Annotated in this window: 17 protein-coding genes and 2 pseudogenes; 14 read left to right on the top strand and 5 right to left on the bottom strand. The window is 75.2% G+C overall.

Features of this window, described 5'->3' with window-relative positions; translation table 11 throughout:
- Positions 1-54 precede the first annotated feature (54 nt).
- Entirely contained in the window at positions 55-1,527 is a 1,473-nt protein-coding gene (locus ACFZCF_RS18950) for an NAD(P)-binding protein (protein ID WP_391287410.1), read from the top strand.
- A 91-nt stretch (positions 1,528-1,618) separates the two neighbouring features.
- Here ACFZCF_RS18950 and ACFZCF_RS18945 read toward each other — a convergent pair whose 3' ends face one another.
- Positions 1,619-2,521, bottom strand: a complete 903-nt coding sequence (locus tag ACFZCF_RS18945; protein WP_388444552.1) for a LysR family transcriptional regulator — start codon at positions 2,519-2,521, stop codon at positions 1,619-1,621.
- A gap of 107 nt (positions 2,522-2,628) precedes the next feature.
- On the opposite strand from ACFZCF_RS18945, the gene ACFZCF_RS18940 reads away from it, so the two are divergent.
- Positions 2,629-2,994 (top strand): YybH family protein, encoded by a 366-nt coding sequence (locus tag ACFZCF_RS18940; RefSeq protein WP_388444549.1) that lies wholly within the window; start codon positions 2,629-2,631, stop codon positions 2,992-2,994.
- 52 nt (positions 2,995-3,046) lie between these two features.
- Here ACFZCF_RS18940 and ACFZCF_RS18935 read toward each other — a convergent pair whose 3' ends face one another.
- On the bottom strand, positions 3,047-3,877 hold the full coding sequence (locus ACFZCF_RS18935; protein ID WP_388444942.1) for a hypothetical protein: 831 nt from the start codon (positions 3,875-3,877) through the stop codon (positions 3,047-3,049).
- Complete coding sequence (locus ACFZCF_RS18930; RefSeq protein ID WP_391287408.1) at positions 3,874-4,350, bottom strand: GreA/GreB family elongation factor; 477 nt, start codon at positions 4,348-4,350, stop codon at positions 3,874-3,876. Before ACFZCF_RS18930 ends, ACFZCF_RS18935 begins: the two co-directional genes overlap by 4 nt.
- Before the next feature lie 330 nt (positions 4,351-4,680).
- On the opposite strand from ACFZCF_RS18930, the pseudogene ACFZCF_RS18925 reads away from it, so the two are divergent.
- The 7 genes and pseudogenes from ACFZCF_RS18925 to ACFZCF_RS18895 form a co-directional block, all read left to right on the top strand.
- Positions 4,681-5,133: pseudogene (locus tag ACFZCF_RS18925) on the top strand (hypothetical protein); the annotation flags it as partial.
- Between the two features lie 365 nt (positions 5,134-5,498).
- Positions 5,499-7,799: a tetratricopeptide repeat protein gene (locus ACFZCF_RS18920; protein WP_391287406.1), complete on the top strand. Its 2,301-nt coding sequence runs from the start codon at positions 5,499-5,501 to the stop codon at positions 7,797-7,799.
- Positions 7,800-7,852: 53 nt separating this feature from the next.
- A complete protein-coding gene (locus ACFZCF_RS18915) occupies positions 7,853-8,638 on the top strand; it encodes a 4'-phosphopantetheinyl transferase superfamily protein (protein ID WP_391287404.1) in 786 nt (261 codons plus the stop codon).
- A 162-nt stretch (positions 8,639-8,800) separates the two neighbouring features.
- The gene (gene tdh, locus ACFZCF_RS18910) at positions 8,801-9,835 is read left to right on the top strand and encodes an L-threonine 3-dehydrogenase (RefSeq protein ID WP_388444537.1); all 1,035 of its coding nucleotides are present in this window, start codon (positions 8,801-8,803) and stop codon (positions 9,833-9,835) included.
- Positions 9,836-9,838: 3 nt separating this feature from the next.
- A complete protein-coding gene (locus tag ACFZCF_RS18905; protein WP_391287401.1) occupies positions 9,839-11,038 on the top strand; it encodes a glycine C-acetyltransferase in 1,200 nt (399 codons plus the stop codon).
- A 180-nt stretch (positions 11,039-11,218) separates the two neighbouring features.
- Positions 11,219-12,136, top strand: a complete 918-nt coding sequence (locus ACFZCF_RS18900) for a LysR substrate-binding domain-containing protein (protein WP_391287399.1) — start codon at positions 11,219-11,221, stop codon at positions 12,134-12,136.
- Positions 12,137-12,599: 463 nt separating this feature from the next.
- Positions 12,600-13,154 (top strand): DUF6232 family protein, encoded by a 555-nt coding sequence (locus ACFZCF_RS18895; RefSeq protein WP_388444528.1) that lies wholly within the window; start codon positions 12,600-12,602, stop codon positions 13,152-13,154.
- A gap of 19 nt (positions 13,155-13,173) precedes the next feature.
- Here ACFZCF_RS18895 and ACFZCF_RS18890 read toward each other — a convergent pair whose 3' ends face one another.
- Positions 13,174-14,400, bottom strand: a complete 1,227-nt coding sequence (locus tag ACFZCF_RS18890) for an MFS transporter (protein WP_391287396.1) — start codon at positions 14,398-14,400, stop codon at positions 13,174-13,176.
- A gap of 131 nt (positions 14,401-14,531) precedes the next feature.
- Here ACFZCF_RS18890 and ACFZCF_RS18885 point away from each other — a divergent pair, with 131 nt between their 5' ends.
- Positions 14,532-15,218: a VOC family protein gene (locus ACFZCF_RS18885; protein WP_388444522.1), complete on the top strand. Its 687-nt coding sequence runs from the start codon at positions 14,532-14,534 to the stop codon at positions 15,216-15,218.
- Positions 15,219-15,238: 20 nt separating this feature from the next.
- Here ACFZCF_RS18885 and ACFZCF_RS18880 read toward each other — a convergent pair whose 3' ends face one another.
- Positions 15,239-16,966: a serine hydrolase gene (locus tag ACFZCF_RS18880; protein ID WP_391287393.1), complete on the bottom strand. Its 1,728-nt coding sequence runs from the start codon at positions 16,964-16,966 to the stop codon at positions 15,239-15,241.
- Positions 16,967-17,359: 393 nt separating this feature from the next.
- Between ACFZCF_RS18880 and ACFZCF_RS18875 the strand changes: the two are divergent.
- From ACFZCF_RS18875 to ACFZCF_RS18860, 4 genes and pseudogenes are all read left to right on the top strand, one after another.
- Positions 17,360-18,064, top strand: a pseudogene (locus tag ACFZCF_RS18875) (AMP-binding protein); the annotation flags it as partial.
- A 213-nt stretch (positions 18,065-18,277) separates the two neighbouring features.
- Positions 18,278-18,541 carry a DUF6480 family protein gene (locus ACFZCF_RS18870; protein ID WP_391287391.1) on the top strand — a complete coding sequence of 88 codons (264 nt, stop codon included), beginning with the start codon at positions 18,278-18,280 and terminating at the stop codon, positions 18,539-18,541.
- Between the two features lie 15 nt (positions 18,542-18,556).
- A complete protein-coding gene (locus tag ACFZCF_RS18865; protein WP_391287389.1) occupies positions 18,557-19,090 on the top strand; it encodes a DUF5709 domain-containing protein in 534 nt (177 codons plus the stop codon).
- 173 nt (positions 19,091-19,263) lie between these two features.
- Positions 19,264-20,691, top strand: a complete 1,428-nt coding sequence (locus ACFZCF_RS18860; protein ID WP_391287387.1) for an FAD-dependent oxidoreductase — start codon at positions 19,264-19,266, stop codon at positions 20,689-20,691.
- Positions 20,692-20,872: the final 181 nt, after the last annotated feature.

Below are 20,872 nucleotides of genomic sequence, written 5' to 3'. Positions count from 1 at the left end.
CGCCCCGGCCGCCCCGGTGTGCGCCGGGCCCCCGCGTCCCGGCAGACTCGCCCCATGAGCAGCACGCGCCCCCGCCCCGCCCGCCCCGCCGGTTCCACCCCGACCGCCGTCGTCGTCGGCGCCGGGCCCAACGGGCTCGCGGCCGGCGCCCTGCTGGCCGAGGCGGGCGTCGAGGTCACGGTCCTGGAGGCCGCGGCGACGATCGGCGGCGGCACCCGCACCGACGAGGCGATCCTGCCCGGACTGCTCCACGACCACTGCTCGGCCGTCCACCCCCTCGCCGTCGCCTCGCCCGCCCTCCGCCACCTGCGCCTCGACCGGCACGGGCTGAACTGGCTGCTCCCCGAGGTCGACTGCGCCCACCCCCTCGACGACGGGACCGCCGCCGCCCTGCACCGCTCGGTCACCGAGACCGCCGCCGGACTCGGCGCCGACGCGGCCCGCTACCGGGCCCTCCTCGCCCCCTCGGTGCGCCGCTGGGAGGCCCTCTCCGGGGACGTCATGGGCCCGCTGCTCCGCGTCCCCGACCACCCGCTGCTGCTCGCCCGCTTCGGACTGCCGACCGTCCTGCCCGCCGCCGTCCTCGCCCGCCTCTTCCGCACCCCGGGCGCCCGCGCCCTGTGGGCGGGCGTCGCCGCCCACGCCTACCGTCCGCTCACCGACCCCCTCAGCTCCGCCATCGGACTCGGCATCCTGACCGCCGGGCACGCGGCCGGCTGGGCCGTCGCCGAGGGCGGCTCCCGCTCCATCGCCGACGCCCTCGCGGCCGCGCTCCGTGCCCACGGCGGCCGGATCGAGACGGGCGTCAGGATCACCCACCGGTCCCAGCTGCCGCCCGCCGACCTCACGCTCCTGGACCTCGACCCGGCCCAGGTCGCGGCCGTGTACGGCGACCGCTTGCCGTCCCGTACGGCGGCCGCGTACCGCCGCTTCCGGCGCGGACCCGGCGCCTTCAAGGTCGACCTGGCGGTGGAGGGCGGCGTGCCGTGGCGCGCGGAGGTCGCCCGCCGGGCCGGCACGGTCCACCTCGGCGGCCCGCTCGCCGAGGTCGTCCGCGCCGAACGGGACGTCACCGACGGCCGGATGCCGGAGCGCCCCTTCGTCCTGGTCGGGCAGCAGTACCTCGCCGACCCCTCCCGCTCCGTCGGCGACGTGCACCCCGTGTGGACGTACGCGCACGTGCCGCACGGCTACGACGGCGACGCGACCGACGCGATCCTGGCCCGCCTGGAACAGTTCGCCCCCGGCGTCCGCGACCGGGTCGTCGGCCTGCGCGTCACCCGGCCCGGCGACTTCGCCGCCGCCAACCCCAACTTCGCCGGCGGCGACATCCTCACCGGCGCCAAGACCGTCCCCCAACTGGTCCTCGGCGCCCGCCCCGCCCTCGACCCCTACGCCACCGGCCTCCCCGGCGTCTACCTCTGCTCCGCCGCCACCCCGCCAGGGCCCGGCGCCCACGGCATGTCCGGCGCCGGCGCCGCCGCGGCGGCCCTCCGCCACCTCGGCATCCGCCCACCCTGGCGGTAGCCCGTCACCCGGACCAGGCCGGAGACCCCCGACCGCTCGGTGTCGTCCCGCCCGTCCAGAGCCCTTCGGCGGCGTCGCGGCGGCCGGGGATTCAGCGGGTCGCGTCGGGAGCGTCGGTCACGCCGAACGCCGGGCGCGCGTGGGAGAGGAAGGCGGGGACGGCCGGGTGGGGCGCGGGCTTCCAGACCAGGACGAGGAGGGCCGCGACGTCCACGTCGTCGAGGGGGAGCGCGGTGAGCCGGTCGGCGTAGGCAGCGGCCATCGAGGTGCTCAGGACGGCGACCCCGAGGCCCCGCGCGGCGAGGTCGGCGAGGGAGTCGGCGGCCCCGGCCTCCAGGGCGATCGCCGGCCGGAGGCCCTGCGCGTCGCACGCCAGGTCGAGCACCGCCCGCAGCCCGGTGCCGCGCGGCATGCAGATCACCGGGTGGGCGGCCAGCTCGCGGAGGCGGAGGCGGTCCCGACCGGCCAGGGGATGCGCGGGCGGGACGGCCGCGACGAGCCCCTCCCGGACGATCGTCATGGCCTCCAGGCCCTCGGGGGGCGCGGCGGCGACGCCGATGAGCGCCAGGTCGAGCGTGCCGCCGCGCACCCCCTCCACGAGCCGGTCCGAGTCGCCCTCCCGGAGCAGGACGTCCACCCCGGGATGGGCCGCGCGGAAGGCGGCGAGGGCGTCGAAGAGCGGGGTGACCGTGCAGCCGACGACCATCCCGAGGGTCAGCCGTCCGCGCACCAGCCCCGTCACCTCGTCGACCGCCCGCCCGACCGCCCGGGCCGACGCGAGCGCCGCGCGCGCGTGCGCGAGGGCGGCCTCCCCGGCGGCGGTCAGGGTGACCGCCCGCGCCGACCGGTCGAACAGCTCGGCTCCCAGCTCCTGTTCGAGCCGCCGGATCTGCGCGCTGACACCCGATTGGCTGATGTGCACCCGCTCGGCGGCCCGGGTGAAGTTCCGCTCCTCGGCGACCGCGACGAAGTACTCCAACTGCCTCAGATCCATGACTACAGATTCTAGTAGGCAGCAGAATCATCTGTTGGACTTCTGGTGGGCGTGCGACGAGGCTGGGGACCGGAACGAAGGAACCCGTCCCAGTCAGGAGGTACCCGATGCCGGAGTACGAGAAGGCCATGCGCCCCGAGGACATCACCCGTCTCTTCGTGGAGCGCTCCAACGCGGGCGACGCGGCGGGCGTCGCCGCGCTCTACGCCGAGGACGCCGTACTGGCCTACCCGCCGGGCGAGGTGACGGTGGGACGGGAGGCGATCCGCGTCCTGTGGGAGAGGGTGCTCGCCCACCGGCCCCGCTTCGAACCGGAGGAGCCCCTGCCCACCCTCGTGAACGGCGACATCGCCCTCACCTCCACCCCGCCGAAGGACGGCACCGGCGCCCGGGCCCAGGTCGTCAGGCGCCAGCCCGACGGCAGCTGGCTGCGGGTGCTCGACCAGCCCGAGTTCGTCCCGGCGCCGCGCTGAGGGACACGCGGGCGGGGGAGCGATGACCGCCCCCCCCCGCCCGCGCGTGCGCTCACGAACGCCACCAGGGCTCCCGTACATAACGGCTCTCCGTAGCGGTACAACCGAGGCCGTTGGAGATCTCCTCCGACTCCAGGTTCCAGCCCACCACGCCGTTGCCCTTGCGGCTCAGTTCGATCAGCCGGGCGTCGGTGGTGCGGGTCCCGTCGGTGACCCGGCAGGCGACGATCGACGTCCACGCCTGGCCGTCGAGCGCGGAGACGAGGAACAGCGCCGGCAGCACGACCGCGGTGAGCACCAGGGCCACACCCTGCTCTGCGGCCGCCGCCCGGCTCAGCCACCCGGGCGGCCGGTAGTCCGGATCGTGCGAAGGCCCGTGCGGGGTGCCGTGACCGTGCCGCGCCCGCCGCCGCCCCGTCCGGTACTCCACCACCACGCCCTTGCGGAGCGCGTACGCGGCGAGGGCCGTGCCCAGCCCCCACCACGGGCCGAAGAGGCAGGCGTCGATGACGCCGACCGCGAGGGGGTTCAGGACGGTGAGCCCGACCCGGCGCAGATGGGCCGACCGGCCGCGCCCGGTCGGTACGGCGCCGCGCGCCGCGAAGACGGCGAAGACGACCCGGGAGACCACGACCGCGAGGACCGAGCCGAGCAGCGGGTCCGTGATCACCATGCCGAGCAGCACGTCCGGCCAGTTCGCCGGCTCCATCCCGACGAACACGTCCCGCACCGCGTTCCCGCCGCCCACCGTGTACGCCACCTTGGCCACGGGCACCGCGAGCGCCAGGGCGATGAGCACGGTGTGCCCCGGGCCACCCTTGCGGTCGGCCCGGCGCTCCTCCGCGAGGTCCGGGTCGGCCCGGCCGTCGGCCGCGCCGCTCAGGAGCCGCCGCCCGGCGCGCCGACCGAGAGGACGACGGCGGTCGTACGGCCCAGGGGAGTGGCGTACGCGACCGTGTCCCCGGCCGTGTGCCCGAGCAGCGCCCGGCCGAGCGGACTGTCGGCGGTCACCAGCCCCGGATCGTCCGCGTCGGCCAGCTCGCCGATGTGCACCGTCGACTCGGTGCCGTCGCCGAACCGCACACCCACCGTGCTGCCCACGCCGATGGTGCCGACCGACGGCGCTCCGGCATCCGAGGCCTCCCGCAGCCGGGCCTCGATCTCCTCGATCCGCCTGTCGAGCCGGTCCGCTTCCGTGGCCCGCTGCAACTCGTCCGCCTGATCGGCCTGGTCGCCGGGCTCGTCGGCGTCACCGAGCGTGGCGGCGACCCTCGCCCGCTCGGCGCGCAGCTCGGACAGTTCGCGGTTCAGCGCCGCGCCGGCGGCTTCGCTGATGGGCTCCGGTCCAGTGGTCATGACTGCTCCCGTCGTGCGGTGGCGGGGACGAAGGACGACGCCTCCCATTCCGACATCACCACAAAAGCCCGTCAAATCGCACGAAACGGTCACGGGGGAGCGGGGAGGCCCTGGACGACTCCCGGCGGGAGCCCCGGATGGTGTGCGGCGGGGATCCGGAAAACCCCTGGCGCAGGGCTCCGGGCCGGGCACGGAGGCGTGTGGGGGAACTTCTGGCGCACGACTCCCGGCGGGCCCCGGATGGTGTGCGGCGGGGATCCGGAAAACCCCTGGCGCCGCTGCGACCGGGCGCGTTGGTACGTCCGCGCCGTGCGCATCACCCCGCGCGCCTCCGCACTGGCCTGGCTCGACTGCGGAAGCGGCGCCGACGGCCGCGCCCGTTCCTGGGAACTCGGACCCGACGGCGCCGACGGCCTCACCCCGCAGGAGCGCGCCGCCGTCGTCCACCGCGTCGCCCAGGGCCTCAAGGGCCGCCCCGGAACCGCCCCCGAAGCCTGGGAGCGCTGGGCCGAACAGGTCTGCCACCCGCCCCAGCCCTGGCGCGAACTCCTCGGCGCGGCCCTCGCGGCCGCCGTCTCCGCGGCCGGCGCCGGCGAGGACTACACCTACCGTCGGCCCTCCCGGCGCTCCGCCGCCCTTCCCGGCGTCCTCCTGCCCAGCCTCCGCCGCGTCCCGCCGCACGTCGGCGTCGTCATCGACACCTCGGGCTCCGTCTCCGACACCGAACTCGGCAGCGCCCTCCTGGAGGTGGCCGCCCTCACCCGCGCCGTCGACGGCCGGAGGACACGCTCGCCGCCTCGCCTTCCCGCGCGGGCCGCCCGTACCGCCCGCGCCGGTCGCCGGACCGGCGCTGGTGTGGCGGCGGGTCAGCTCCTTGGCGTACGACACCCTGCCGGACCGGGCCCATGCCCTCTACGGCCGGCCGGCGCCGCCCGAGGCCACCGCCACCCGGCGCATCGTCACCACCGCCCGCCTGCTGCGCCGCGTCCCCGCCGCCCTCCGCCGGCGGCTGCCGCCCCGCCGCATCCCGCGCGCCATGGACCGACTCCGCCCGACACCCGACCCGACCCGTACACACTGTCGGTGCCTGCGGCCATACTGGACGGGCCGGAGAGCGTGCACGAAGACGACGGGGGCGACGGCACACGATGGGGGACATCAGACTGATCCAGGGGCGCTACCGCCTGCACGAGGTCATCGGCCGCGGCGGCATGGGCGAGGTGTGGCGCTCCACGGACGAGGCCCTGGGCCGCGGGGTCGCGGTCAAGTGCCTCAAACCGCTCGGTCCGCACCAGGACGCGGGCGTGCAGACCGTGGTCCGCGAGCGGTTCCGCCGCGAGGCCCGGGTTGCGGCCGCGCTCCAGCACCGCGGCATCACCGTCGTCCACGACTTCGGCGAGTACGAAGGCGTGCTCTTCCTCGTCATGGAGCTCCTCGAAGGGCAGAACCTCAGCCAGCTCCTCGCCGCCAACGCCCGCAACCCGCTGCCCGTCCACGAGGTCGTCGACATCGCCGACCAGGTCGCCGACGCCCTCGAATACACCCACCGCATGGGCATCGTGCACCGCGACCTCAAACCCGCCAACATCATGAGGCTGCGCGACGGCACGGTGAAGATCTGCGACTTCGGCATAGCGCGGCTCGGCGCCGACATGGGCTTCACCTCCCGCCTCACCGGCACCGGCATCGCCATGGGCACCCCCCACTACATGTCCCCGGAGCAGATCGGCGGCGGCGACATCGACCACCGCAGCGACCTCTACTCGCTCGGCTGCGTCCTGTACGAACTCGCCACCGGCGCGCCGCCGTTCGACCTCGACGACTCCTGGGCCGTACTCGTCGGCCACCGGGACACCGTGCCGAGCCCGCCGCGCGCCCTCCGGTCCGAGCTGCCCGACTACTTCGACCGGCTCGTCGTCGACCTCCTCGCCAAGGTGCCCGACCAGCGCCCGCGCGACGCCTCCGACCTGCGCCGCCGGATCGTCAGCGGCCGCACCGTCGGCGGCGACACCCGCCTCGTGCCGCCCCTCCCGTACGAGCCGTCGCACCCCACCCACGGAGCCGTCACCGACCCCGCCGCCACCTCCGGCTCCCTGCCCGCGTGGGCCCGGGCCCTCACCGCCGGGCCCCGCCCCGCCGCCCCCGGGGCGCCCCGGGTCGCCGGCCACGACCCCGCCGCGGCCGTCCTCACCACCGAGTGGACCACCGCCGGAGCCGGCGCGGACGGCCCCGCCCGCCCCGCCGCGGACGCCACCCCGGAACTCCTCGCCGTGCTCGCCGCCCGCCACCGGGCCGGCCTCGGCCTCGGCCGGCTGGGCCGCTGGGCGGAGGCCGAGGACCTGCACCGCTCCGTCGCGGGCGACCGCACCCGGGTCCTCGGCCCGGACCATCCCGACACCCTCGCCAGCGCCTACGAACTCGCCTTCGCGCTCGGCCGCCTCGGCCGCACCGCCGAGGCCCTGGAGGCCTTCGAACGGGTCGCCGACGCCCGCGCCCGGGTCCTCGGCCCGGACCACGCCGACACCCTGGCCGCCCGCCAGGAGCGCGCCTTCACCCTCGGCCGGCTCGGCCGCCACGCGGAGGCGCACGCGCTGTACGCCGAGGTCCTCGCCGTCCGTGAGCGCACCGCGGGTCCCGACCACCCCGACACCCTGCGCTGCCGTCACAACCTCGCGTACACCCTCGCCCGGCTCGGCCGCCTGGAAGAGGCGTACCGCACCGCCCTGGCGGTCGCCGACACCCGCACCCGGCTGCTCGGCGCGGACCACCCCGACACCCTCGTCACCCGCCACGAACTCGCCCACACCCTCGGCCGCCTCGGCCGCGCCGAGGAAGCCCTCGACCAGTACCGCGCGGTGGCCGAGGGTCGGGCCTCCTCGCTCGGCCCCGACCACCCGGACACCCTGGCCGCCCGCTACGAGACCAGCGCCTGCCTCGGCCGCCTCGGCCGGGCCGCCGACGCGCTCGCCGTCTGCCGCGACCTGGTCGCCGTCCGGACCCGCACCCAGGGCGCCGACGCACCCGAGACGCTGCGCGTCCGGCACGCCCTCGCCCTCCACCTCGCCCACCTCGGCCGCTGGCAGGAGGCCCTCGACACCGCGCAGGCCGTCCACGCCGCCCGCCGGCGCGTCCTCGGCCCCGACCACCCCGACACCCTGCGCAGCCGCCGCGAGGCCGCCGTCGTCCTCGGCCGGCTCGGGCGCTGGGACGAGGCGCTCGCCCCGCTGCGCTCGCTCGCCGAGGCCCGGGCCAGGACCCTCGGGCCGCTGCACCCGGACACCCTCTCCGCCCTCGCCGACCTCACCCACTGCCTGGACCGCCTCGGCCGCCACACCGAGGCCGACGCCGTCCGCCGGGGCGGCACGCCGACCCCCGAAGGCGACGGACCCGACGGAACCGGGACGGCCGGACGCGGCTCCGCCGGCCCGACCGCCGCCGGAGCACCCTGAGTCGGCACCCGTCCCCCTTGAACGCCCCCGTGATCACCGACTTGAATGACCATGTGATCACCGACCGCCGCGACGAATCCGTCCCCGAGCCCCGCCCGTCCGCCCCCGACCCGGACACCGTCCCCGGTCGCGTCGACGTCGACCTGTGGCAGCTCCGGGTGGACCACCTCGCCGAGGAGGACCTCGACCCCTCCGAACTCGACGCCGAGGAACGCGCCCGGCTCGCCGTGCCCCTCCGGGCGGCGGACCGGCTCCGGTACGGAATCGGCCACATCGCCCTGCGCCGCCTCCTGGCCCCTCGCCTGGGCGTCGCCCCCGCCGCCGTCGCGTACCGCCGCGAGCCCTGCCCCGGCTGCGGCGCCCTCCACGGCCGTCCCGCCGTCGAAGCCCCGCCCGGGGCCCCGCACTTCTCCCTCTCGCACAGCGGCGACGTCGTCCTCATCGGCATCGCCGCCCGGCCCGTCGGCGTCGACGTCGAGGCCTTCCCCCGGACCGCCACCGTCCACGACGTCGCCGCGGCCCTCCACCCGCTGGAACGGGCCGAGATCGCCCGGGCCGGGCACGCGCCCGAGGCGTTCGCCCGCGTCTGGTGCCGCAAGGAGGCGTACCTCAAGGGCCTCGGCATCGGGGTGGCCCGCTCCCTCGACCAGGACTACCTCGGCGACGACGACCCCGCCGCCCGCCCCCGGGGCTGGGCCGTCCAGGACGTGACCACCGCCGACGGACACGCGGCGGCCGTCGCGGTCGAGGGAACGCCGGGAATGGTCCGTTCGAGTTGGCTTCCCTCCTCCTTCGTGACCGCCTCCCCGCCGCCGCCAGCCCCGGGCGCACCCTCCTGAGCAGCCACGACGCCCCGGCGTGAAGCTGAACTGCGAGCGCGCTTAAGAAAACCTCGATGGACCCCGAGCCCCCGGTACGGAAGATTCGTCTCCGAGGATCTTGGGCACGCCCGCGTGCCTTGACCCGTACATCACAGGACACGCACGTCGGGAGCCGTGGCATTGAAGGCGTTGGTCAAGCTGAAGGCGGAGCCGGGACTCTGGCTCACGGACGTGCCGGAGCCGGAGACGGGTCCCGGGGACGTACTGATCAAGGTCAAGCGGACCGGGATCTGCGGTACCGATCTGCACATCCGCTCCTGGGACGGCTGGGCGCAGAAGACCATCGCGACACCGATGACCATCGGTCACGAGTTCGTCGGCGAGGTCGTCTCCGTCGGCCGTGACGTCACCGACGTCGCCGTCGGCGACCTGGTCAGCGGCGAGGGCCACCTCGTCTGCGGCAAGTGCCGCAACTGTCTCGCCGGCCGCCGCCACCTGTGCCGCGCCACCGTCGGCCTCGGCGTCGGCCGCGACGGCGCGTTCGCCGAGTACGTGGCGCTGCCCGCCTCCAACGTCTGGGTGCACCGCGTCCCGGTCGACCTCGACGTCGCCGCGATCTTCGACCCCTTCGGCAACGCCGTCCACACCGCCCTGTCCTTCCCGCTCATCGGCGAGGACGTCCTCGTCACCGGCGCGGGCCCGATCGGCATCATGGCCGCCGCCGTCGCCAAGCACGCCGGCGCCCGCAACGTCATGATCACCGACGTCAGCGAGGAACGCCTCGACCTCGCCCGCAAGACCGGCGTCTCGCTCGCCCTGAACGTCGCCGAGCGGACCATCGCCGACGGCCAGCGGACCCTCGGGCTGAAGGAGGGCTTCGACGTCGGCCTGGAGATGTCGGGCAACCCGCACGCCATGCGCGACATGATCGCCAACATGACCCACGGCGGAAAGATCGCCATGCTCGGCCTGCCCAGCGAGGACTTCGCCGTGGACTGGGCCAGGATCGTCACCTCGATGATCACCATCAAGGGCATCTACGGCCGCGAGATGTTCGAGACCTGGTACGCCATGTCGGTCCTCCTGGAGGGCGGGCTCGACCTGTCCCCGGTCATCACGGGCCGATACGACCACACCGAATTCGAGGCCGCCTTCGACGACGCGGCCTCCGGCAAGAGCGGCAAGATCATCCTCGACTGGACTGCGGGAGCCTGACCCATGTTCGATTCCGTACGCGACGACATCCGCGCCACCCTCGACGAGATCCGGGCGGCCGGCCTCCACAAGCCCGAGCGCGTCATCGGCACCCCGCAGTCCGCGACCGTCGAGGTCACGGCCGGCGGCCGACCCGGTGAGGTCCTCAACTTCTGCGCCAACAACTACCTCGGCCTCGCCGACCACCCCGACGTCGTCGCCGCCGGCCACGAGGCGCTCGACCGCTGGGGCTACGGCATGGCCTCGGTCCGCTTCATCTGCGGCACGCAGGAGGTGCACAAGGAGCTGGAGGCACGCCTCTCGGCCTTCCTCGGCCAGGAGGACACGATCCTCTACTCCTCCTGCTTCGACGCCAACGGCGGCGTCTTCGAGACCCTCCTCGGCGCCGAGGACGCGGTCATCTCCGACGCCCTCAACCACGCCTCCATCATCGACGGCATCCGCCTCTCCAAGGCCCGCCGCTTCCGCTACGCCAACCGCGACATGGCCGACCTGGAGCAGCAGCTCAAGGAGGCCACGGAAGGCGGCGCCCGGCGCAAGCTGATCGTCACCGACGGCGTCTTCTCCATGGACGGCTACGTCGCCCCGCTCGCCGACATCTGCGACCTGGCCGAGCGCTACGACGCCATGGTCATGGTCGACGACTCGCACGCCGTCGGCTTCGTCGGCGCCGGTGGCCGCGGCACCCCCGAGCTCCACGGCGTCATGGACCGCGTCGACATCATCACCGGCACCCTCGGCAAGGCGCTCGGCGGCGCCTCCGGCGGCTACGTCGCCGCTCGCGCCGAGATCGTCGCCCTGCTGCGCCAGCGCTCCCGCCCGTACCTCTTCTCCAACACCCTGGCCCCGGTCATCGCCGCCGCCTCCCTCAAGGTCCTCGACCTCCTGGAGTCCGCCGGCGACCTGCGCGACAAGCTCAACGCCAACACGGCGCTCTTCCGCGGCCGCATGACCGAGGAGGGCTTCGACATCCTCCCCGGCGACCACGCCATCGCCCCCGTGATGATCGGCGACGCCGCCGTCGCCGGGAGGATGGCCGAGCTCCTCCTGGAGCGCGGCGTCTACGTGATCGGCTTCTCCTACCCGGTCGTGCCCCAGGGCCAGGCCCGCATCCGCGTCCAGCTCTCGGCCGCCCACTCCACGGAGGACGTCAACCGCGCGGTGGACGCCTTCGTGGCGGCCCGCGCGGAACTGGGCGCCTGAGCGGCCCCTGGATCCGGAGTATCGGATCCGACCTCTTGAATCCCTGATACAGGGATCCGCACTCCAGGATCCGCCCTCCTGCATCCGGAATCGAGGATCCAATTTTCTGGATCCAGGAGGTCGGATCCACATCCCAGGCCGGGGGCGCTCCCCCCGTCCCTGACCTGGGAGACTGGGCGCATGATCGAAGCACGGCGGTTGCACATCCTCCGTGCGGTGGCCGACCACCGCACGGTCACCGCGGCGGCCGCCGCGCTCTACCTCACCCCCTCCGCCGTCTCCCAGCAGCTCGCCGCCCTGGAGCAGGAGACCGGCCACCGGCTGGTCGACCGCAGTGCCCGAGGGGCGCGGCTCACCCCGGCCGGCGAGATCCTCCTGGGCCACGCCAACGCGGTGCTGGCCCAGCTGGAGCGGGCGGAGGCGGAACTCGCCGCGTACGGCTCGGGTGAGGCGGGGACCGTCACCGTCGCGGCGTTCGCCACCGGCATCGGCCTCGTCGTCGCTCCCGCCATCGCGGACCTCGCCACCGGGGCACCCGGCATCAGGGTCAGGGTGCGGGACGCCGAGGGCGACGCGAGCCTGCTGATGGTGCTCGACCGGCAGGTGGACGTGGCCGTGGCCGTCGAGTACCGGGGAGCGCCGGGCGAGGACGACGACCGGCTCACCCGGGTCCCCCTCTACGCGGAACCCTTCGACGTGGTGCTCCCGCCCGCCCATGCCCTCGGCGGCACCGAAGGCATCGCGCTCGCCGACCTCGCCAAGGACGCCTGGATCGGCCAGTCCACGGGCAATCCCTGCCACGACGTGACCGTCCTGGCCTGCGAGTACGCGGGCTTCGCGCCCCGATTCGAACACGTCTCCGACGACTTCCGGGCCGTCGTCGCGCTCGCCGCCGCGGGCGCCGGTGCGGCCCTCGTACCCCGCTCGGCCCTGCGCGGCATGGACCTCCGGGACGTAGCGGTCCGCCCCGTCGACGGCGTCGCCCCCACCCGCCGCGTCTTCGCCGCCGTACGCCGGGGCTCCGAGGACCATCCCCTCATCGTCCCCGTGCTCACCGCCCTCCGCACGGCCGCGGCGCTCGGCCTCGGCGCGCCGTAGGTCCACGCCGCCGGGGATTGGCCGGTTCTCGTCTGCCGCGTCCGGCGGCGCAGGCGCTTAATGGGGCTCCCGCGAGGCGCGGGGGAGCGTCGAGTGCATGGGGGAGCACATGGCCGCCACCGGAAGCCCCGGACCGCCGCCGGGCACACCGCCCACAGGCCCCCCGGCCCAACCGCCCGCGCAGCCGCCTGCGTCACCGCCCGCACCGCTGCCCGTACCCCCCACAGGGCAGCCGGCCGCGCACCCGCCCGGCCCGCCGGTCGGGCAGCAGCCCGCACCGCCCACCGGGCAGCAGCCGACCGCGCACCCGCCCACATCACCCACCGGTCGACCGCCCGCGCACCCGCCCGTGCCGCCCACCGGGCAACCGCCCGCCCGGCCCCTCCCCACGCCGTCCGGCACGCCGCCGTCGGGATCGCCGCCCGTCCCCGGGCCTGGCTCGTCGTCCACGGGGCCGGCGGCGGTGCTGCCGGAGCCTCCGGCCGTCGTGCTGCCGCCGAGGTTTCCGGAGCCGCCGCGTCCGAAGGAGCTGCTGGAGATCGCGGTGAGGCGCCGGATGCTCTGGGTGGGTTCGGCGGCGTTTCCGCTGCGGAACATCACACGGGTCGAGGCGCTGAGGGCGAAGCCGTACAGGGACACGGCGTTCGTCGGCTTCCTGAAGTGGCTGGGGTTCGCCGTCCTCGCCTACCTGCTGCTCGGCGCGGTCGCCGGCGGCAGGGCGTGGCGGGTGTCGGAAGGCGGCCCGGTCCTCCTCGCCGCCGTGATCGGTCTGGTGGTCCTCCTCCTCGGCGAGCTGGCGAGACCGGCGCGACCGGTCCTCGTGGTCGAGACGGCCGGTGGCTCCGTGCGGATCGTGACCCTGCCGAACATGGACGAGCTGCGGGCGATCGCCGGACAGATCGTCCACGCGATCGACCATCCGGAGGCCGACTTCGCCGCGTACGTCCACCGGACGGACGACTCCCGCGGGAACTCCACCCACCAGCACGGCCGCAACAACGGCCCGAACCGGCGATGACCCGGAGGCCCGCGCCCGTCTAGACGGCGGCCGTCACGCGACTCTCGGTGGCGCCCCGGAGCAGGAGAGGGGTGGCGAGCAGGAGGACGCCCGCGGCGGCGAGCGCGGCGCGGGGGCTGGTGACGGCGGCGAGCAGGCCCCAGAGGGCGGTGAGGGCCGCGATGGAGAGACTGGCGCTGACCGACCAGGCGGCCAGGGTGCGGGCGAGGCGGTCGGAGTCCGTGTGGCGGAGGCGGTGGGTGGCGAGCAGGGGGTTGAAGACGCCGCAGGACGCCACGAGTCCGAGCTGCACGCCCATCACCACCGCCATGCCGGCGACGCCGGACGGGACGAACGCGAGCCCCAGCGACCAGCAGCAGCGCAGCACACCGGCGGTACGGAGCACCCGGGCGTCGCCGTAGCGGGCGACCAACCGGGGCGCCAGGCGGGAGCCTACGAGGCCGCCGACGCACGGGGCGGCGAAGGCGAGCCCGTACTGCCAGGGGGAGAGACCGAGGTCGCGCAGGAGCAGCACCGCGAGCAGCGGCTCCGAGGCCATGATCAGGCCGTTGACCGTGAGGCCGTTGAGGAAGAGCGGGCGCAGCACCGGGTGGCCCAGGATGTGGCGCCAGCCCTCCAGCAGCTCGCCCGCCCGCAGCCGTCCCTCCGGACGCCGCGCGGGCTCGGGTTCCTCACCGCCGATGGAACGGATGCCGAGGGCGGACAGGAGGTAGCTGCAGGCGTCGGCGAAGATCGTCACCACGGGTCCCAGGAGCCCGATCGCCGCCCCGCCGAGCGGCGGACCGGCCATCGAGGCCGTCCAGTTCGTCGCCTCGAAGCGGCTGTGGGCGACGAGGAGGTCCTCCGGCGGCAGCAGGCCCTTCAGGAAGGCGCCGCTCGCCGCCCGGAACGCGATGTCCGCCGTCGCGACGAGCACCGAGACCACGAGCAGCTGGACGAAGCCCAGCCACCCGAGGAGGTACGCCAGGGGGACGCTCGCCAGAGCCGCGAAGCGGACCAGGTCCGTCGCCACCATGACGGGCCGCTTCCGCCGGAACTCCACCCACGGCCCGACCGGCACCGCGAGCACCGCCCCGACCGCCCGGCCCGTCGCCGCCAGCGCGGCCACCTGGGCCGGGCCCGAACCGAGGACGACCACCGCGAGCAGGGGAAAGGCACCGAAGCCGAGCCAGGTGCCGTACGTGCTCACCGCGTACGCGGCCCACAGGCGCCCGAACCGCCGCCCCAGTGACCGCCGCCCCGCCATGACCCCGCCCCACCACCCTCTCCGCGCCGTCCGCACACTCCGGCCGTGCCGACCGAGCCGCCGACTCTACCCCCGCGATCCTCTAGGTTCTCCTCATGCCGGAGACAGATAGGACGGAGCAGACAGAGAAGATGGAACAGACGGGGAAGACGGAGAAGACGGCGCACATCAGGCCGCGGCGGTTCCACGAGACGCCCGGCCTCCGGGACTGGCGGGTCGTCGGCGAGGGGGCCTGCGCCTACTTCCGAACGGAGTCGTTCGCCGCCGGGGCCGCGTTCGTGGGCGCGCTCGCCCGGGCGCTGCCCGCCGGATCGGATCCCGATGTGGACCTGCGGCCCGACGGCGTCCTCGTACGCCTCATCACCGTCACCGACGACTACTACGGTCTCACCGAACGGCACCTGGACCTCGCCCTGCGGGTCTCGGCGCTGGCCCGCGCCCACGGCCTGGCCTCCGATCCGTCGGGCATACGGACCGTCCAGGTGACCCTGGACGCGCTCGTACTGCCGGAGGTGCTGCCGTTCTGGCGGGCGGTGCTCGGATACGAGAACCGCGCGGGCAGCGACGAGGACCTGATCGACCCGCTGCGCCGCGGCGCGCCCTTCTACTTCCAGCGGATGGAGGCCCCCCGGAGCGGTCGGAACCGGGTCCACGTCGACGTGTGGGTGCCGCACGACGAGGCGGCGGCGCGGATCGCGGCGGCGCTGGCCGCCGGTGGCCGGATCGTGAACGACGCCGACGCGCCCTCGAACACGGTCCTCGCCGACCCCGAGGGCAACGAGGTCTGCGTCGGCGTCGCGGGTCCGCCGCAGTCGTAGCCGAGGCGCCGTACCGCCGTTCAGTCCGCCGAGCGGTGCCAGCCGACGGCGGCGACACGGGAGGCGTCCGCCGGGCGGGCCTCGTCGAAGACGGCGCGGCCCGCTCCGTCCAGGACCTGGACGCCGGTCACGTACACCCCGCGCCCGACGGCCCGGCCGGCGGTGGAGTGACGGAAGCGGAGCCGGAGGAGGGGCCGGGCGGCGGGAGCGGGAGCGGATGTCGAGTTCGGGGTCGGGGGGAGGGTGGCGGTGAGGCGGTGCCAGCGGCGACCGGACCAGCCGGACGCGGTGCCGTCCGGGTGGTCGCGCTGCTCCGAGGGGCGTTCGAGCGGGGCGGTGCGGAAGGGGACGGGGCGCCAGGCGGTGCCGTCGGCGGGTGCCGCCTCCAGGACCAGGGGGTCGGTGGCCGGCACGGTGTCCCACCAGAGAAGACAGGTGAGGCGGACGGCGTCCGCGCCCGTCGCGGGCAGGGTGAGGGTGGCGCCTTCGGGGGCCGTCATGCCGGAGAACCAGGCCGTGGGGCCGGGCGCGTCGGCCGGGGGACGCACGGGGACCGCCCGGGCGAGGCGGTCGGCGGCGGCCAGACGGGGCGCTGAGCCGGTGCGCCAGGTGCGGGCGGGGTGCACCGCGTTGGCGAGCAGGATCAGGAACGCGTCGGAGTCGGGGGCGAGGACCAGGCTGGTGCCGGTGAATCCGGTGTGCCCGGCGGTGCGGGGGCCGGACAGGGCGCCCATGTACCAGCGCTGGTCGAGTTCGAAGCCGAGGCCGTGCGCGTGGCCGGGGAAGGCTTCGTTCACGTCGGTGAGGAGGAGGTCCACGGAGGCGGGGGAGAGGATGCGGGCGGAGCCGTACGCGCCGCCGTCGAGGAGGGTGCGGGCCAGGACGGCGAGGTCCCGGGCGCGGGAGAAGACGCCGGCGTGACCGGCGACGCCGCCCATCGCGTACGCGTTCTCGTCGTGGACCTCGCCCCGCACCATGCCCCGGTCGAGCCGGGCCCACGGCCGGCGGGAGTCCTCGGTGGCGGCGGTCTCCGCCCGCCACGCGAGCGGCGGCACGAAACGCGTGCGGTGCATCCCGAGCGGAGCGGTGATCTCGTCGTGGAGCAGCGTCTCCAGACCGCGACCGGTGATCCGTTCCAGGAGCAGGTGCAGCACGATCATGTTCAGGTCCGAGTAGCGGTACGCGGTCCCCGGCGGTGCGAGCGGCTCCTCCTCCCACAGCATCCGCAGCCGCCCCTCGCGGTCCGGCGCCTCGTACAGCGGCAGCTCCGCCCGCAGCCCCGAGGTGTGGCCGAGCAACTGCCGGACCGTGATCCCCGCCTTCCCCGCCCGGCCGAACTCCGGAAGGTACGCGGCCACCCGCTCCCCGAGCTCCAGCGCGCCGCGCTCCACCTGGCGCACCGCCAGGATCGCGGTGAACAGCTTGGTCAGCGACGCCACGTCGAAGACCGTGTCCGGCGTCATGGGGACCCTCAGCGCGGGCGGGAGCCCGACGCCGGTGTCGTTCACCTCGTCGTACGCCTCCCACCGCGCCGCCCACCCGACCGCCCGGTGCAGCGCCACCGTCCCGCCCCGGCCCGCGAGCAGCACGGCCCCCGCGCACCACGGGTGCACGGGAGACGGGCCGAGGAACCCGCGCACGTCCTCGACCATCCCCTCCAGCTCGCGCCCCAGCAGGCCGGCCTCCTCCGCCGTACCCCAGCGCAGCCCGGGGGCTTCCCCGGTCGGCCCACTGCCCGCGACACCCATCCGCCCGCCTCCCGACACCTTGAATCCAAAATCCGATATCTCGGATCCAAGATCCCGGATCCCGCATCCACAATCTGGGATCCGGGACTTCGGATCCAGTCGCAACCACCCCCACCCGAACAAACCTGACGATTCATCAGAAGACCTCTTCCTTCCACCGCCCCGCTGCGGCATCCTGCCGCCCATGCAGACGGAGCTGAGTCACATCCTGGGGATCGAGCACGCCATCTTCGGCCTCACGCCGTTCCCGGCCGTGGCCGCCGCCCCAGTCGGGCCGGCTGTCTCGGGGTGCTGGCGCGGTCCGCCACACGGCCCCGGACGAGCTCGCCGGGGACCTCGACTGGATGCGGGAGCACACCGACGGACGACCGTACGGCCTCGACGTCGTGATACGTCCACGGCGCCGCGCCCTGCCCCGAGCACGTCAAGCGGGCCATGATCGCCTGGTGGGGCGGGTGCGTGGAGGAGTACTACGCGGCCAGCGGGGGCGGTGGGGCCTTCACCACCGCCGAGGAGTGGCTGAAGCGGCCCGGCACGGTCGGCCGCGCCTGGCCGATCAGCGAACTCGCGATCCTGGACGACGACGGCAACCCGCTGCCGCCCGGCGAACTCGGCACCGTCTACCTCAAGATGAACACCGGCGGCTTCCGGTACCACAAGGACGCGGCCAAGACCGCGAAGAGCCGCGCCGGCGACTTCTTCACCGTCGGGGACCTCGGCCACCTCGACGAGGACGGCTACCTCTACCTCCGGGACCGCAGGATCGACATGATCATCTCGGGCGGCGTCGACATCCACCCCGCCGAGAACGAGGCCGCGCTCCTGCCCCATCCGGCCGTCGCCGACGCCGCCGCCTTCGGTGTCCCGCACGCCGACTGGGTCGAGGAGGTGAAAGCGGACGTGGAGACCGCCGAGGGGCACGAGGAGGGGTCGGCGCTCGCCGAGGAGATCCTCGCCCACTGCGCCCGGCACCTGGCGGCCTTCAAGCGTCCGAAGTCCCTCGACTTCGTCGCCGTGATGCCCCGCGACCCCAACGGCAAGCTCTACAAGCGCCGGCTCCGCGACCCCTACTGGGAGGGCCACGAGCGCCCCCTGTGACCGCGCGCGAGCGGAGCCGATCGCGGGGAGACCGCGGTCGTGACCGTGCGCTGCCGGGCGCTACGGGGTGTCGTGGCCCGCGAGCGGGCCGGGGCCCGTGTCCAGAGCGTCGGCCGGGACCTGTTTCAGACGGCCGGTGGTGGCAAGTCGCCCCTCATGAGGACGACCGTGGGCCGCCGCGCCGAGACACCCCGCCACAGGAAGCCGCATGCCATGACCACCACCCCCAGCAACCCCGACCCCGACCCCAGGGACACCCCCGGGAACATTCCGGAGAGACCCCCTGGCGGCGGCGTCGCCGGAGGCGTCGGCCCGGGCGAGACCCCTCCGGCGGAATCGGGCACCGGCACGGCCACCGGGCCGTACCGGCCGCTCAGCCGCGGCTGGACCAAGGGCCCCCTCCTGGCGATGTGGGTGGTCGCCGTGCTGATCGCCCTGTTCTTCCTCGTGTACGCGATCCTCCTCGCGACCGGCTGACGAAAGGAGCCCCTCATGGCCGACATCGATCCCTCCGCCACGTCCGACTCCGACGGGAGCCGCGGCGACGACGTCTACCAGCCCACCCACTCCGACAGCGACAACCGCCCCTCCGACCCCCTGGACCCCGACAACGCGCTCGCGACCGATCCCACCGAGGACCTGACCGCCCCCGGATACTCCCCGCCGGACCGCCCCAGGGGCGTCAACCGGTACGGCACCACGCAGCGGGAGCAGCGGGAAGGCGAATCACTCGACGAACGGCTGCGCCAGGAGGAGCCGGAGGTGCCGCCGCTGCCGGGCGACGGCATCGGGGACCTCCCGGGAGGCGAGGGCGAACCCCTGGACCAGGAGGCCGGCGCCACCCGGGCCGGACGCCTCGCCCCGGAGGCAGCCGGATCCGGCCGCATCGACCGCGCAATCGCCCGCGACGTGGGCCCGGACGACGGCACGGCGCCGGCCGAGGAGGCCGCGATGCACGTGGACACGGCGGTGAACGGCGCGGACGGCGTGGACGGCGCGCCCGAAGGCGACGAACCGGCCGCCTGACGGCCGGGGCGCCCCACCCGCCTCCGCTCCCGGAGCCTCGGTCCGAAGCGCCCGAGCCCAGGACCGCCCCCGAGGCCCGGCCCCGAGCCGGCCCCGGGCCTCACCCCGATCAGACCCCTGCCTCGCCCTCACCCCGCCCCCCGCCCCCCACCCCCTCGTGGAAGGAATCCGTCGTGCACGGCTATGACGGTGGTTCGTACTGGATGGAGTCGGCGCCGCCCGGCGCACCTCACCCGTCCCTCGACCGGGACGTCGACGCCGACGTGGTCGTGGTCGGCGCGGGCATCGCGGGCCTCTGCGCCGCCCGCGAACTGGTCCGCGCCGGGCGCGAGGTGGTCGTGCTGGAGGCGGGCCGGATCGCGGCGGGAGTCACCGGCCACACCACCGGCAAGCTGACCGCCCTGCACGGACTGCGCTACGCCCGCCTGCGCGGTGAGCGTGGCGCGGAGGCGGCGGCGCAGTACGCGGAGGCCCAGCTGGGCGCGCTCCGCGACGTGGTGGACGCGTGTGCCGAACTCGGCATCGACGCCGAGATCGAACGCCGTCCGGCGTACACGTACACCTTGGACAGCGGCAACGAGGAACAGATCCGGGCCGAGGCCGAGGCCGCCGCGGAGGCCGGCCTGCCGGCGGAGGCGGTGACCGACACGGGACTTCCCTACGCGGTGGCGGCGGCCGTGCGCGTGGACGACCAGCTCCAGTTCCACGCCCGCCGCTTCGTCCTCGGGGTCGCCGACGATCTGATCGCCCGCGGCGGACGCGTGTACGAGAACAGCCGGGTCACCGAGGTACGCGAGGACGAGGCGGACCGTGGGGTCACGGTCGAGGGCGGGTTCACCGTCCGGGCCCGGGACGTCGTCCTGGCCACGAACTTCCCGCTCCGCTGCCCCGCCGCGCTGCTGCTGCGGCTCTCGGTGAGCCGGGAGCTCGTCGTCGCCGCCGTCGTCGACGAGCGCCACGCCCCGTACGGGATGTACGTGACGTCCGACGGCGGCACGCGTTCGGTGCGTTCCGCTCCGGCCGGCGAGGGCAGGAGGCTGCTGATCGTCGCGGGCGAGGCGTTCGAGCCGGGCGCGGGAGGCGTACGCCACCGGTTCGGGCGGCTGGAGGCCTGGGCCTCCGGCCAGCTGCCCGGTTTCGCGGACGCACCGCAGGTCCACCGGTGGGCCGCGCAGGACGTCCACACCGCCGACGGGCTTCCCTGCGTGGGCCCCCTCGGCCCCGAGGGCTCCGGCGCCGCGCACCTGCACGTCGCCACCGGGTTCGGGGGCTGGGGGCTCAGCAACGGGGTGGCCGCCGGCCGGCTCCTCGCCGCGAGCCTGACGGGCGGGGCCCTCCCGGCCTGGGCCGGCCTCGTCGACCCGCGCCGCTCCCTGCCGCTGCGCGACTACCCCGGTGTCGCGCGGCACCAGGCGTCCGTCGCCCGCCACTTCGCGTCCGGCTTCGTCCCCCGGACCAGGCGCTGCACCCACATGGGCTGCGCCATGGGCTTCAACCACGCGGAGAACACCTGGGAGTGCCCCTGCCACGGCTCCCGCTTCGCCGCCGACGGCACCGTCCTCCAAGGCCCGGCGACCCGCCCCCTGGGCGACGACGATTGACGCCCGTCGACCACCCCCTGAGAGCCGTCACACCGCCTTCCGGCGCCGCGCCCCCTCCGGGGGAAGTGGGCCACGCCCCCACCCCGCCCGGACGTCGGCGACGACGCCGACGTACGCTGCTGCTCGGGCCCCTGACGGTCGGGCGGGCCGGCGCGAACCGGCCGCGCGGCCGATCGCCAAG

The organism is Streptomyces sp. NPDC007945 (genome assembly GCF_042958885.1).
GTDB lineage: Bacteria > Actinomycetota > Actinomycetes > Streptomycetales > Streptomycetaceae > Streptomyces.
This window is presented reverse-complemented; position numbering and strand designations above follow the sequence as displayed.